At 51.2% G+C, this 13,678-nt stretch carries 11 protein-coding genes and 1 pseudogene; 4 read left to right on the top strand and 8 right to left on the bottom strand.

Annotated elements, in window-relative coordinates:
- Positions 1-733 precede the first annotated feature (733 nt).
- The 6 genes and pseudogenes from Q7V48_08425 to Q7V48_08400 form a co-directional block, all read right to left on the bottom strand.
- A complete protein-coding gene (locus Q7V48_08425; protein MDO9210760.1) occupies positions 734-2,107 on the bottom strand; it encodes a PFL family protein in 1,374 nt (457 codons plus the stop codon).
- Positions 2,108-2,258: 151 nt separating this feature from the next.
- Positions 2,259-2,819, bottom strand: a complete 561-nt coding sequence (locus Q7V48_08420; GenBank protein MDO9210759.1) for an ACT domain-containing protein — start codon at positions 2,817-2,819, stop codon at positions 2,259-2,261.
- A gap of 254 nt (positions 2,820-3,073) precedes the next feature.
- Positions 3,074-4,723 (bottom strand): radical SAM protein, encoded by a 1,650-nt coding sequence (locus Q7V48_08415; GenBank protein ID MDO9210758.1) that lies wholly within the window; start codon positions 4,721-4,723, stop codon positions 3,074-3,076.
- Positions 4,724-5,048: 325 nt separating this feature from the next.
- The gene (locus Q7V48_08410) at positions 5,049-5,594 is read right to left on the bottom strand and encodes a ferritin family protein (GenBank protein ID MDO9210757.1); all 546 of its coding nucleotides are present in this window, start codon (positions 5,592-5,594) and stop codon (positions 5,049-5,051) included.
- A 69-nt stretch (positions 5,595-5,663) separates the two neighbouring features.
- Positions 5,664-5,885 carry a rhodanese-like domain-containing protein gene (locus tag Q7V48_08405; protein MDO9210756.1) on the bottom strand — a complete coding sequence of 74 codons (222 nt, stop codon included), beginning with the start codon at positions 5,883-5,885 and terminating at the stop codon, positions 5,664-5,666.
- A gap of 17 nt (positions 5,886-5,902) precedes the next feature.
- Positions 5,903-6,443 (bottom strand): annotated as a pseudogene (locus Q7V48_08400) (hypothetical protein).
- A 307-nt stretch (positions 6,444-6,750) separates the two neighbouring features.
- On the opposite strand from Q7V48_08400, the gene Q7V48_08395 reads away from it, so the two are divergent.
- From Q7V48_08395 to alr, 4 genes are all read left to right on the top strand, one after another.
- Positions 6,751-8,085: an aspartate aminotransferase family protein gene (locus tag Q7V48_08395; GenBank protein ID MDO9210755.1), complete on the top strand. Its 1,335-nt coding sequence runs from the start codon at positions 6,751-6,753 to the stop codon at positions 8,083-8,085.
- Between the two features lie 99 nt (positions 8,086-8,184).
- The gene (locus Q7V48_08390) at positions 8,185-9,774 is read left to right on the top strand and encodes a D-aminoacylase (GenBank protein MDO9210754.1); all 1,590 of its coding nucleotides are present in this window, start codon (positions 8,185-8,187) and stop codon (positions 9,772-9,774) included.
- Between the two features lie 88 nt (positions 9,775-9,862).
- A complete protein-coding gene (locus Q7V48_08385; GenBank protein ID MDO9210753.1) occupies positions 9,863-11,032 on the top strand; it encodes a uroporphyrinogen decarboxylase family protein in 1,170 nt (389 codons plus the stop codon).
- Positions 11,033-11,208: 176 nt separating this feature from the next.
- Positions 11,209-12,324, top strand: a complete 1,116-nt coding sequence (gene alr, locus Q7V48_08380) for an alanine racemase (GenBank protein MDO9210752.1) — start codon at positions 11,209-11,211, stop codon at positions 12,322-12,324.
- 121 nt (positions 12,325-12,445) lie between these two features.
- Here alr and Q7V48_08375 read toward each other — a convergent pair whose 3' ends face one another.
- Both Q7V48_08375 and Q7V48_08370 read right to left on the bottom strand, forming a co-directional pair.
- Entirely contained in the window at positions 12,446-13,063 is a 618-nt protein-coding gene (locus tag Q7V48_08375; GenBank protein MDO9210751.1) for a hypothetical protein, read from the bottom strand.
- A 9-nt stretch (positions 13,064-13,072) separates the two neighbouring features.
- Positions 13,073-13,678, bottom strand: a 606-nt coding sequence (locus Q7V48_08370) for a 4Fe-4S ferredoxin (GenBank protein MDO9210750.1), incomplete at its 5' end; no start/stop codon positions are given.

Raw genomic sequence — 13,678 nt, 5'->3', positions numbered from 1 at the left:
AAGTAAAATGTAAGTAAAGTTATCCCATTATGAATGGATTTCTAACCTAATTCAGCGAACTCGATAACGCTCGCCGCCGATCTCATCGGTTATCCATCCTTCCAATCAGTAATTATCCGCTTTTCGGGCCATACCAAAGTGAACAGTTGGTGAAAGTGCGCCACGAAGGTACATGAGAGATGAGGGAAGGCCCCTCGAAGTCGGCTTGCAGGGGCAGGCTTCAAACCACCTCAAGCTGCTCTGGTAAAGAGCCATTGTGGTGAGCGTTAAGGAAAAGGCAGGGCATGACTTTGTCAGGTAAGGATCATGGTGAGCGGGACGTCCGTGCAGAACGTTTTTAATTCATCACTTCCGATCACGTGCATAACACGCACTCAAATTCGGTAGCATTTCCTTCGAGGAAACCACTCGGGTCTCACGTGAATTGGGGGACGTGATTCAAACTTTTTCTAATAGTTCAATTGTATAGGAATTTCCTTTTTGGACACGGGTGTACACAGATTATCAGGATAAACTGAAAAGAAAATAATTATCTGTTGTTATCTGCGCAAATCTGCGTCCTATTAAATTTAAGAAGCGTTCCCGCATCATTCCTGCAATGGTCATATTCGTGCGGATATGTGTGACAGGGACAAGCCGGGGGGTGAATAATAACATGATCCCCTTTTTTCCTCTGGATAACAAAGCCGTCAAGCTCAAATATTTTTCACTGACACTCACACTGGCACTGGCACTAATTATTGATACTGGTAATGGGAGCGGGGATTCTTCCCCCAAAGTGAACGAATTTTGAAGAGCAATTGAGGTTTTTAACTTCCATAATATGGGCCTCGCCGAAAAGGCCGCCAAAAACTGCCTTTTCCCCCACATCTTTCCCGGGTACTGGAATCAACCGCACGGCCGTGGTCTTATGATTGATTACGCCGATGGCCATCTCATCCGCAATAATGGCCGCAATGGTATTCGCATCTACCTTCCCTGGAATCGCTACCATATCCAGGCCCACAGAGCAAACCGAGGTCATGGCTTCCAATTTTTCCAAGGAAAGATGGCCCCGGCGGACTGCTTCCGAAAGGTTCAGGTCTTCGCTTATCGGGATAAAAGCACCGGACAGCCCCCCGACGGAGGAGGAGGCGAAGGCGCCCCCCTTTTTCACGGCATCATTCAGCAGAGCCAGGGCAGCCGTTGACCCCGGGACGCCGATAAAATCGAGGCCTAGGCATTGAAGGATCTCTCCCACGCTATCACCCACCATGGGCGTTGGTGCTAAAGATAGGTCGACGATACCGAAAGTAACGTTCAGGGACTGAGCTACTTCCCTGGCGATGAGTTCGCCCACCCGGGTTACCCGGAAGCTGGTCTTCTTGATGATCTCGGAAAGGTCTCCCAGGGTCAGCTTCTTTCCCGATTGGATCGCCCTCTCCAATTCTTTCTTTACCACTCCCGGCCCGCTGACTCCTACGTTGATCACGCATTCCGGCTCCCCGTATCCCAGGTAGGCCCCAGCCATAAAAGGATTATCCTCCGGCATATTGGCAAAGACCACTAACTTGGCACAGCCGAACCCATCGCGTTCCGCTGTGCGCAAAGAAGTCTCTTTGATCGCCTGGCCCATGAGCAAAACGGCATCCATGTTGATCCCGGCCCGGGTAGAGGCAACGTTTACCGAAGAGCAAACCCGTTCCGTTGAAGAGAGAACTTCCGGGATCGTATCGATTAGATTCCGGTCGCCCTTGGTGAATCCTTTTTGGACCAACGCCGAGTACCCCCCGATGAAATTCACTCCCACTGCTTCGGCAGACTGATCCAGGGTCTTCGCCACGGATAGGTAATCTTCCCGCCTTACGCCCTCGGCCACGGCAGCAATGGGTGTTACGGCTAAGCGCTTGTTCACAATGGGTATCCCGTATTTATTGGAGATGCGGTCACAGGTGAGTACCAGGTCTTGCGCATGATGCTGGATTTTTCGGCGAATCCGTGCGCAAAGGTCTTCCGCAGAGGCGCTGACACAATCCCTCAGGCTGATCCCCAGGGTGACGGTACGCACATCCAAGTTTTCATTCTTCAGCATCTCTACGGTACGGATAATTTCTTCGGAACTGAGCATAAGTTCCTCTTCCCCTCCCTGCTTATCCTGAGGCCTGGTTTATGGTGACTTTTTAAGGCAAACCCTTCTTAGGAAAGAATCGTTTCGGGTTACGAGTTTCGGGTTCAAGGATTTTTTTAACTCGCAACGCGCAACGCGCAACTTTTTATTTCTATATTTGATTAATTGCCCGAAAAATTTCCTTATGCTGTAAATCCACGGAAATTCCCATCTCCTGGCCCCGCTGCCGCAATTTTTCCTGGATGAGGCGGTAATCCAGCTTCTTGGGAATATCGACTTCGAAGAGCTGGATATATTCCTGCTTGCCACCGATAAGGGCCACCCGGGCGTCCAGGTTGGTAATATTGATGGACCGTTCCGCAAGAATCTCGGCGATCCCGTAAACCAGGCCAGGGCGATCTTCCCCCCGGACGGTTATGACGAAAGGCTCGGTCTCACCGGCCTCGAAAGCTTTCATTTCTTCCGGCCGGATTGGCCTTAAGTTGATGTCCAAGGCCAAGTCCCTGGCCAAATTTTCAAAATCCTGCTTCAGGCCAGAGAGTACCTCTTTTTTGGCGGTGGAGGCAATAAGGATCATGGCAAACTGCCCGCGAATGGCTGTCTGAGAAAGGTCTTCAATGTTGCAGCGATTCTGGAAGAGAACCTTGGATACGCTGGCTACGATTCCTGGCCGGTCACGCCCGATTATGGAAACAGCAACCCAGTCACTCATGCCAACCCCCGTTCCAAGGCATGTTAACCACAGAGGTCCCCGTGCGGCATAGCCGCAATCAAAAAAATATTATAGGACGCGGATAAACGCAGATAAACCCAGCTAAAAGTCTTCACATAATTTTCAGAAACTGAACATTAGTGGTACAGCTGTAAAGACACCTGTATTCATTCTCTGTGGTCTCGGTGTCCTCTGTGGCTAATTATTTTTTCAAAACTTTTCCTCTCCAGGCAAAGCGGTCGAGATTTAGACACCTATCTTTCAGTGGAGGATGGGGAGTGACTGGGGAGCCATTTTTCCCCTCGGCCTGGAAAAGATTGAGCGAGAACTTTTTGGGCTTCCGCAAGCTTGCCGGAGAAGTTATCTTTCTTGAATTCGGCCAACCACCTACGCATGATCAGCCAACCCCCGAACCGGCTCACGTTTTTCGTCCAGGTCCGGTACCACCTCCACCATCCTTTTTTAAGGTTATGGAGATAGAAAAAAAGGACCGGGAAGGAAAGGATGTTCAACCCAATTTGAAACATGTGTTTGAATCGATAAAATCGTCCCATGAGCTTGTGGATAGAGGCTTGCATTTCTTCTGGAGTCATTGGTTCGTCGGGAACGAAGAGAGGAAAGTTTCCATCGTAGTATTCCCATCCGAGGTATTCTTGGGGATAAATTCTGTTCTGTTGCTTGAGCCTGTGGGTCAGTTCCGTGCCGGGCAACGGAACAGGCAACATTACCTGTACGGTGTCAATCCTTGCCTGTTTGATGAACCTCCGGAAGTGGCGGATCCGTTCCTTGGCCGACATTTTAAAATTCACGCCTTCTATAAGGGGATAACCGAAAATGAACATTCCGTGGACCATAAAGCCCGTTTGGTAATATCTTCGGGATAAGGAAATCATTTCTTCTGGTTTCAGCCGCTTGTCCATGGCCTTCAGCTCTTCCCCAATGGGAGATTCAAATCCTATGGCCACGTTGATAATTCCCGCCTCACGCATAGCCTGCAGTAGTTCCGTATCCTTGGCTTTATCCAGGCGGATCTGAACCGTTATCGCAAACCGGGCCTTGACCCTTCGTTGGTATTCTTTGAGCAGAAGACAAAGGCGTAGTGTTTCCAGCCTGTCCTGGCCAAAAAGATCATCGACAATAAAGAAACGTTTGGCCTCGCGCGTTTCATAAAGAGAAGCGATCTGCTCCATCAGGCGCTCGGGATGGGCATACCGGGCTTTCCCCTTGACCGTACAAAACTCACAATCCATTCCGCATCCCCGAACGCGTCCAATAGGATAGAGTTTAACCTTGGCATAGCGCACCAGAGAGAAATCGGGAATGGGCAGGTTATCAAACTCGGTTAAGGGCTTCCTTTCCTGTGTCCTGGCAAGTTGACCTTGATCCAGGTAGGCAATGCCGGCAATGTCCCCCCAGTGACGTTTTCCTTCGAAGGCTAGAAGAAGTTCCTTGAGGGTCTCTTCCCCTTCTCCGATCACCACTATATCAACACTATTGTTCAAGGCCTCGGCTATGTTTTCTTCGACAAAATGCTGCCCGCCGGCAACTGTCAAGATGCCCCGCTCTCGGTAAAACCTGGCAATCTCATAAAGCCTGGGGATGGTGCTGGTCAAACCACCGTATAATCCGACGACATCGGCCGGCCTCAAACCTTGCAGGGCTTCGTGATCCGGCAGGCCGGAGGAGTTTCGCGGAGCGGATCTCCGATAATTGTTTTCATCGATGACCTCGACATCCCATCCTTCCACCTCATGGACGGCAGTGGCCACACTCACCGGCCCTAAGGCGGTTGTGACCCGGGCAACATGAGAATAAATGTTGAACGCGGGATATGCCGGGATAACAATCCTGATCCTGCGCCTTCTCCCCGTCTTGCTGTTCTGGGGACCCATCACACCTTCCATAGTAATTCTCCCTGCATCTTAAATTTGATAGGACGCATATTTACGCAGATAAACGCAGATAATTATTTTTTTTAGTTTATCCTGATAATCTGTATACATCCGTGTCCAAAAAGGAATTTCCTATACAATCAAGATATAATACTTTACCTTGTTTCCTCCCGTAATACAAGGAAGAAGTCAGGTGACCGATGTAGAATTCTCGAAGTGCCGGATGGATACCTGAGGTATTATGAATTTTCAGCCAACCGATTGAATCGGCTTAAACTGGGGAAACTCCGGAACCATCAATTGCCGTATTCTCCTTTTTCTTTTTTGAAGGAGCTCCTCATTTTTTTTCGAAAAGCCTCACCAATCGTTCCAGGTGATGTTTTTCTTGCACGGACAATACCTTGAATACCTTCTTCGCTTCTTTGTCATCCACCTTCCGTCCCATTTTTATGTAAAGGTCTTCAGAATTGATTTCCAGGGAGATGGCGAGTTCTAAAATCTCTTTGAGGTCCTTTCCTTTCACCCACGCCAGCGCTTCCGTCAGGGGCACGCCGCCTTCCACATATTTGATCCCGGGATCAAGCGGGATCACCGAGCCGGGAAATCCCGGATCCGCTTTCAGGCCCGAAAGTTCTCGGTGAATTTTGAAAAGAGCATTTTTATGGCCTTCCTCGTCGGCCGAAAGTTTTTGCAAAAAGTTCACTGTCTCGCGATCTTCGAGCATACCGGCTGTTTCGGAATAAAATTTCTGGGAGCCATCCTCCAGCATCCAGGCTAACGCGACGAGTTCCTCCGGTTTTTTAGCCGGATCAAAATAAGCCATACCAGCTTTCGGTACCCCTTTGGCTACGAAACCGTTCCAGGCCTTTATCCCGCCTTCCATACTGTATACTTCTTTGAATCCTGCTCGGAATAAAATGGCCGCAGCCGCCCGGCTGCGTACTCCCGAAGCTCAATAAGCAATCGTTGGTTTTTGAGGGTCCAGTTCCTGCGCGCTCTTTTCTAATTCCCCCACGGGGATTAATTGGGCCCCCGGCAGATGCCCACTTTCATATTCTTTAGGTTGGCGGACATCCACCAAGTTATAATCTCCCGGAGAATTTCTGTTCAAAAAATCTCGAACTTTTTCGACCGGCCAGGTGGGAATCGATTTGAAATAATCCAGAATGCTCATTTTGCCCCTCCTAAAGATTAATCTATCCCTTCATCTTTCTCCTTGAGCTCTCCAGACACTTGAAATTGTTTCATGAATTTCCTGTCAATGTAATCCTTTAAAATGAAAGAAAGCCTGCCGTCCCATATCCAGTTTTTTTCCAGAGAATTCCCCTTCCGTCTCCCATGTTGAAGATCAGCATATAATCTTTCTGGGGTTGAAAGGTTTGCATGCCTCCTCCTTCCAGGGCGGCCAGGAGATTGTGCAAAAGGATGGGATTCTGCCTTACGGCATAAACTCCGTGGATAAAATCAAGGAACGATTTAACGGGTCAATTTTAACAACCCTATCTTCTACAAACAGGCCTCCCCGGTCTTGAGTAAGCTTTTTAACGTGAAAACGAACTTCCTGGGGCCGGTAGATCCCGGAGAGCATTCCTGGGCCCATGCCGGAGTAATAATGGTAGGCCGAAGAACTGATCAGCGTGACTTGGTGTCCCCGCTGAACATACCGGTCGAGATGTAACAGGGCCGTCAGGTGGGCATGCCCGCCTCCGACGAAAACGAGATGTTTCCCCATCTTCAATATGACCTCTTTTCAGGGAAGGGAGGGTTTATAATTATTTTAGCACGGAATAGATTCCGAGAAGGTAGTTATTTAATATTTTTGAATCTTCATGGATTTTGACTTACCGCAAAAAAGCGGATTCACCTAAAACTATTTCTTCCTTGAAATTTTCTTGACTCCAAAAACAGCTTGTAGTATATGACTTCATAAATCTTTTAAAGAGATTAAAAGTCTGACCTCTTTATTTTTAAAACCTTCCTCCATTCCGTTGGTCGGTAAAACCTCGATGGGGGAACCTTCAACGCGATAGGGAAAAACGATGGAGGACTTTTTAAAGGAATATTTGGCAAGGACCCCGAATTCCGCCAAGCTGTATGCCCGCGCTGCCCGGGTTATGCCGGGGGGTGTTTGCCATAATCTCCGCTATTTCGCCCCCTACCCTCTTTATATCAAAAAGGCTGAGGGCTCCAAGATCTGGGATGTCGATGGGAATGAGTATATTGATTTATGGATGGGCCACTATTCCCACATTCTTGGTCACAAGCCGGAAGCGATCACCAAAGTGATGCCGGAAATTCTGTCCCTGGGAACCCACTGGGGAATTGTGAATGAATACCAGATCACCTTCGCCGAAGACATCTGCCGAATTGTTCCTTGTGCCGAGAAGGTTCGCTTCGGTGTTTCCGGTACCGAAGCGACGATGCATGCTGTCCGGCTAGCCCGTGGCTATACGGGGAGGAAGATCATTTTGAAGGTTCGCGGGGGATGGCATGGCTCCAATAATGATTTGAGTGTTGCCGTCCATGCCCCCATGGATGTCCCGGAGAGTTCCGGCCTTCCCGCCGGGTTAACGGAATACACCCGGACCATCTCCTTCAACGACACGGAAGGAACGATTGCCGCCATCCATAAATACAAATCCGACTTGGCGGCAGTCCTGATTGAAGCCGTGGGGCAGTATTTCATTCCCCCAGGGGATGGTTTTTTGCCGGCCGTGCAGGAAGAATTGAGGAAAGTGGGAAGCCTCTTTATTTTAGATGAGGTCATTACGGGAGCACGGCTCTCTTTAAGTGGCGCTCAAGGTTGGTACGGATTAAAACCAGACCTTACCACTATGGGAAAGGTATTAGGAGGAGGCCAAAACCTGGGCCTGGTCGCTGGGCGCAAGGAAATCATGGACCTGGCTAGCCCAACGGCTGGGTTGCCCAAGGGAAAAGGAGTGTTGATGGGGGGCGGAACATTCTCCTGCATGATCCCCCCGATGATCGCCGGGCGAACTATGTTACGCTACCTTGAGGAGCATGAGAGCGAGATTTACCCCGTTTTGGGGAAAAAAGGGCAAAAAGTGCGGGAAGGGATTGAAAAGACTTTCCATTCCCGCGGTATCCCGGCTCGTTGCTTCGGCGTGGGGTCACTATTTACCACCTGTTTCCCATCGTCAGCGGACATTCCTTTGCGCAACATAGAAGATATCGAGACGCAAACCGATATTCCCAGAAGAGATAAAGAATTTCGCCTGCGCATGCTGAACAAGGGTGTGTATATGATGTATGGCGGTGGGGCTCTTTCTATGGCTCACACCGAGGAAGACATGCTACGGATCATAAGGGCTGCGGAGGAAACAGCAGATGAAATGTCCATTCGGAAAGACTAAATCCTTCGATTCATAAGTTCGGTGACGAACTCATTCCCTCAGGACTTACTGCTGGGGTAGCAAATGTCCGGCAAACCATCAACTTAAAGGAGAGACTGCTTGCTGGATATTCTCATTAAAAATGGCCAGGTGATCGATGGGTCCGGAAACCCCTGGTTTCGCGCCGATGTGGGGATTCAGGGAGATCAAATCGTCCAGGTTCGCTACGGCATCCAAACCGAAGCCAAGAAGGTGATCGATTCCGCGGGCCTGATTGTCTCTCCGGGTTTCATCGATATGCACACCCACTCGGATGTCCGGGTGTTTACGCACCCGGAAGAAGACTCCAAGCTGATGCAGGGGATTACCACGGCCCTGATCGGCCAGGACGGCCTTTCGGTCGCCCCCCTGGATGAAGCCAACAAACCCCCCATGATGCTCCGCGTCTCCGGCCTATTGGGCACCTACCTCAAAGAATGGTCCTGGAACTCCATGGCCGAATACTTGTCCGCTTTGGACGCCTTGCCTCCGGCGACGAATACGATGATGCTTGTGCCCCACGGTGCGATCCGGGCCATGGTGGTGGGTTGGGAAAACCGCCCAGCCAATGGGAACGAACTCGACCGGATGAAACGGATTCTGGCCCAGGCGATGGAGGAGGGCGGATGCGGTTTTTCGACGGGGCTCATCTACCCCCCGGGGATTTATGCCGACCGGACGGAGATGGTGGAACTCTGCAAGGTGACCGCCCGTTATGGCGGGTTTTTTGTGGTCCATATGCGCAATGAGGGGGATTATGTCCTTGATTCCATCCAAGAGGTCAGCGGGATCTGCTTGGAAGCTGGATGCCCTCTCCATATTTCGCACCTCAAGGTGGCCGGCCAGAAGAACTGGGGAAGGGCCGGGGAGGTTCTGGCTCTGCTGGAGGAAGCCCGGGGCAAAGGCCTGGATGTGACCTTTGACCAATACCCTTACATTGCCGGAAGCACCATGCTCGATGCGGTCATCCCGCCGCGTTTTCATGCTGGCGGAACGGCCAAGCTCCTCGAGAGGCTCAAGAACCCAGCCATCCGGGAAGAGATCCGCCAGGTTCAGGAAAACATCAAACCCGAGCGCTGGGATAACTGGATCGACGCGATCGGCTGGACTAACATTATCGTCAGTGCGGTGAAAACGGATGCCAACCGTTTTGCCGAGGGGAAGTCGATTGCTGAAATCGCCAAGGAAACGGGGAAGACCCCGGTGGATGCGGTCTGCGACCTCCTCATCGCCGAGGAAAATGCGGTCACCATGGTCTTATTTTACGGCAGCGAAGACGATGTCAAAGAGATCATGCGCAGCGAGTACATGACCCTCTGTTCGGACGGGATCGTCGGGGGAAAGCCCCACCCGCGCGTCTACGGCACTTGCGCTCGTTTCCTGGGGAAATACGTCCGGGAGGAAAAGGTCTTGACTCTGCCCCAAGCCATAAAACGGATGACCTCCTTCCCCGCCCAGCGCCTCGCCCTCCAGAACCGGGGGTTGATCCGGGAGGGGCTGGTCGCCGACATCACGATCTTTAACCCCGACACCATCATCGACAAGGGCACCTACGCCGAACCCAACCAGTATCCCCAAGGTATCGAGTATGTAATCGTAGGTGGGCAGATCGCTGTGGAGAAGGGGAAGATCACCCCTGTGAGAGCAGGAAGAGTCCTGCGCCGAAGATAAAAGGGACCTAATTCCCTGCCATGTATAGGACCGGGGTCAAGAGTTTCCAAAGTACCGATGAGATAGGTGATCGCTGGAGAAAAAAGCTATGAAGATTTTTCCGGAAACCTTTGAAGGGATCAAGCGGTATTATCGTGCCTTCAAGGGAGAAGCGGAATTTGTCCCCATTCTGGCCCAGATCAACGAGCATGTGGTCAAGCTCTGTGGAGGGGATATTCGGGATTATTACACCAATGCCCAGAAGCTGGTGGATATGAACCTGGCTGTTCATCAGTATTATAACCTGGACATGCCCGGTTTCTATTATGACATCTACAACATCGAGGCGGAAGCTCTGGGGCAGCGGATGAACTGGGAACCGAACCGCATGCCGGATATTGACCGGCAAAATCCTTTAATCCGTGAGCAGGCGGATTTAGACCGACTCCGCCCGCCAGATTTTAAGAAATCAGCCCGAATGCCTTTTGTCCTCGAGGTTATGAAACAGTGCTATGATCTCGGGCTTGCCGCCCGCATTCGCTTTTGTTCCCCGTTTTCCCTGGCTGTTAATGTTCGGGGAATCGAAGCACTCCTTATGGACATACTGACGGCCCCTCAATTTGCTCACCGCCTTTTGACTTTTTTGACCGATGAGGTTCTCATCCCCTGGGTCCAGGCCCAGAGGGAAGCCATCGGCCAGCCGAAAGCAACCGGAAGTGGGGCCGATGCTGCCGCCTCCCCACCGATTGTTAATGTTCCCATTTTGGAAGAATTCGTCATGCCTTACGTTGCCCGGATGAATGAAAAGATTGGTCCCGTAATCAGTATGGGCTATTGGGGACAAAGCTATCTCTACAAGCAACCCAAACCCTTCCGCCGGATGCTGGAACTAATGGCCATGATGAGCCCGAATCTATTGATGTGCCTCGACCCAGATGTAGCTGAGACCGGCCCTGACCCTTATGTCGAATTTGCTCAGGAAAAGAAGATGCCCCTGATGTTGGGTATTGACACCCATCTTCTGCAGGATGGTCCCATCGAAAAGATTATAGAGCGCTGCCGAGGGTATGTCCGGATTGGAGAAAAGGTGGATCGCCGTTTGATCATCTTTTTCAATGATATTTCAGTCCATACCCCTACTGACCATGTCCACGCCGCCATTACGGCCGTGCGCCACTTCGGAAAATACCCGATCGAAGAACTACCCCTTAACTCTTTTCTGCCACACCCAAGGGAATCCTTTCAATCTTTTATAGAACGATTTTCTCGAGTCTGCTGACTTCCATTTTCCTGTGGGGGATCTATGGTCTCAAAGGTCACTGAGTAAAACCTTGACAGAAATTCCTCTTTCGCTAAGATAATTTTAAGGCTGATTTTTATAAATGGTTCGATGCCCGCGAATGATGAAAATTCAACTTAGCAATTCCCCAAAAAATAAACAGGACCGAAGACGCCATGCGAACGACCTATGCCCAAATTGATCTTGAGGCGATTCGCCATAACCTGCGCCAAATTCGGGCAGCCGTTTCCCCATCGACTTTTATTATGGCCATTGTCAAGGCTAATGCCTATGGGCATGGCGCAGTCAAGGTAGGCACAGCAGCGCTTTCAGCGGGAGCAAATGGTTTGGGAGTGGCCATCCCGGAAGAAGGAGCGGAGCTCCGGGAAAACGGACTCAAAGTCCCCATTTTCGTGGTTGGCCTCACCCTTCCGGAACAAGCTTCCCTTTTGGTTGATTATAATCTGGTTGCAACGGTCTCAACCTTGGAGACTGCTCGGGCACTGGCTGAGGCGGCGCGCCGCCAAGGGCGGCTTGCGGAGGTGATGCTCAAAGTAGATACCGGAATGGGTAGGGTGGGCATTCGCCCGGAGCAAGCTTTTAATTTTGTACAAAAATTGCTCGCCATTCCTGGTTTGGACCTGAAAGGGATTTTCACTCACTTGGCCACGGCCGATGCGGGAGACAAAACCTATGCCAACCAACAATTAGATTTATTCACCTCTAGCCTGAATAAAATCACCGCCGCGGGTATTACTTTGACCTGGATATCAGCCGCTAACAGTGCCACCATCCTTGATCTCCCCCATGGCTATTTCAATATGGTTCGGCCGGGCATTATCCTTTATGGCTTATCCCCTTCAAAAGAGACCCAACGCCGTTTCCATCTTTTCCCGGCCATGCAGTTTAAGACCAAGGTGGTCTATATAAAAGAAGTTCCACGGGGGACCCGGGTTAGTTATGGATCTACCTATACCACATCCCAAGAGACGCTGCTGGCCACATTGCCTGTCGGGTATGCTGACGGTTATAGCCGCGATTTGTCCAACCGGGCTTCCGTTCTCATCGGCGGCCGGCGATGCCCGGTAGTCGGGCGGGTTTGCATGGACCAGATCATGGTCGATCTCGGCCCTTCTGGCCAGGCTAAGATCGGCGATGAAGCAGTGCTATTCGGGCGGCAGGGAGATGAAGAAATCACGGTCACGGAATTGGCCGATCTTGCCGGAACCATTAATTATGAACTGGTGTGCGCCATCAGTTCCCGAGTACCAAGAGTTTATGTTAATGAATAAGTCGGTCTTTAATGAGAGAGATAGTGATCCCAACCACCGATGCTTCCTCGTTCATGCCCTCCCGCCTGGATTAGGACACAGCTTCCCCGCAGGAGAGGGCGAAAGGAATTCTCCCGGGCTTCTACCCCATCATCTTCTTCATTATTTTCGCAGCCCGCGGAGGATTGAAAACTCCGCAATCACACAGACGGGAGAGTTCTACGGAAGCCTCCTCCAGGGTGCGTTTCTTGGACCGGACTTCTTCCAGCAGGGATTCGACCAGAGCCGGGGAAATCATCGCATGGCCGCACAAAGTGATAATTTCCATGACCGGGGGTTGGGGAAGTTTTCCCACGGCCCCGATGGTTTCCAGGGAATGGTTTACCGTATGAGGTTTCAACCCTATGGACTTACAGCACTGGACCACCTGGTCATAGAGTCCGGAGACCACCACCGAGATCCCCAGGTCTTTTTCTTTCAACTCCTTGAGGCACCCCAACATATTTTCCCGATCGGGAAAAACGGCGTGGGCGATGCGCTGGTTATCCGCCGCCATCAATTTATCCATGGTCGTCCGGTGGCTGTTGCCGACCCTCGAGTTCCCAAAATTGACGGTTTGGTAATGGGAGATAATCCCGAAGATCTGTTTCATTTTTTCTGAAGAACCCTCCAGGTTAAAGCCCCTGGCAGGCATGACGAGCATGACGTAATCTTCACTCAGACTTTTTTCGTCACCTCTACGATGCAAAGTATGGGTCATGAATTCCTCCTATTTTCCCGGGCGTCCCAGGCCCACGTTAGTTTTGGTGTTCGGCCGGGCCGTAAAACCCACTTTCTTGGCAATGGGAAGAGTGGGAATAGAGCCATCTTCCCCCACGCGGGAGATCATCTCCATGGTGACCACGGTCTTCAGCTTGGGAGCTACCTCTTTAATCTTCCGAAAAACCTCTTCTAATTTTTCCAGGGGAATGATGAATTCGATGATCGCCGAAAGGGCCTTTTCGTTGAGGACCTCCGGTTTGAGCAAGCCCTTGCCCTTGTCGATCATCAAGGCGGTCACCGGGTTTTGGGACTCGAACTGGACGCCCATAGGGGCTAGGGCCTGGGCCATGGTCTGAACGTCGCTGAAGCGAGTCGCCACGCCCGGCCGGCCAAACTCCAGGCCGATTCCGGCGAACCCCGCCTGGAAACGATTGGTGACATCATTGGTCTTCATCTCTTCCGTCCCCCGCCCTCCGATATCGGTGCTGGGGTGCCGGATGAGGGGGTTGCTGAATTCCTGGCGCACGATGCGCGGCCAGGCCAGCTCCTGCTGGAAGATGGCGTCGGTCGGACACACGTCAGCCCTCAGGCAGACGCCGCACTCCACACACTC

The sequence above is a fragment of the Deltaproteobacteria bacterium genome (assembly GCA_030654105.1).
Taxonomy (GTDB): domain Bacteria; phylum Desulfobacterota; class SM23-61; order SM23-61; family SM23-61; genus JAHJQK01.
Note: the sequence above shows the minus strand (reverse complement) of the source record. Positions and strands in the feature narration are given on the sequence as shown.

Excerpts from the sequence above, each read along its gene's own strand:
- Q7V48_08425 (MDO9210760.1), bottom strand. The coding sequence starts at position 2,107 with ATGCTCAGTTCCGAAGAAATTATCCGTACCGTAGAGATGCTGAAGAAT.
- Q7V48_08420 (MDO9210759.1), bottom strand. The coding sequence starts at position 2,819 with ATGAGTGACTGGGTTGCTGTTTCCATAATCGGGCGTGACCGGCCAGGA.
- Q7V48_08415 (MDO9210758.1), bottom strand. The coding sequence starts at position 4,723 with ATGGAAGGTGTGATGGGTCCCCAGAACAGCAAGACGGGGAGAAGGCGC.
- Q7V48_08410 (MDO9210757.1), bottom strand. The coding sequence starts at position 5,594 with ATGGAAGGCGGGATAAAGGCCTGGAACGGTTTCGTAGCCAAAGGGGTA.
- Q7V48_08405 (MDO9210756.1), bottom strand. The coding sequence starts at position 5,885 with ATGAGCATTCTGGATTATTTCAAATCGATTCCCACCTGGCCGGTCGAA.
- Q7V48_08395 (MDO9210755.1), top strand. The coding sequence starts at position 6,751 with ATGGAGGACTTTTTAAAGGAATATTTGGCAAGGACCCCGAATTCCGCC.
- Q7V48_08385 (MDO9210753.1), top strand. The coding sequence starts at position 9,863 with ATGAAGATTTTTCCGGAAACCTTTGAAGGGATCAAGCGGTATTATCGT.
- alr (MDO9210752.1), top strand. The coding sequence starts at position 11,209 with ATGCGAACGACCTATGCCCAAATTGATCTTGAGGCGATTCGCCATAAC.
- Q7V48_08375 (MDO9210751.1), bottom strand. The coding sequence starts at position 13,063 with ATGACCCATACTTTGCATCGTAGAGGTGACGAAAAAAGTCTGAGTGAA.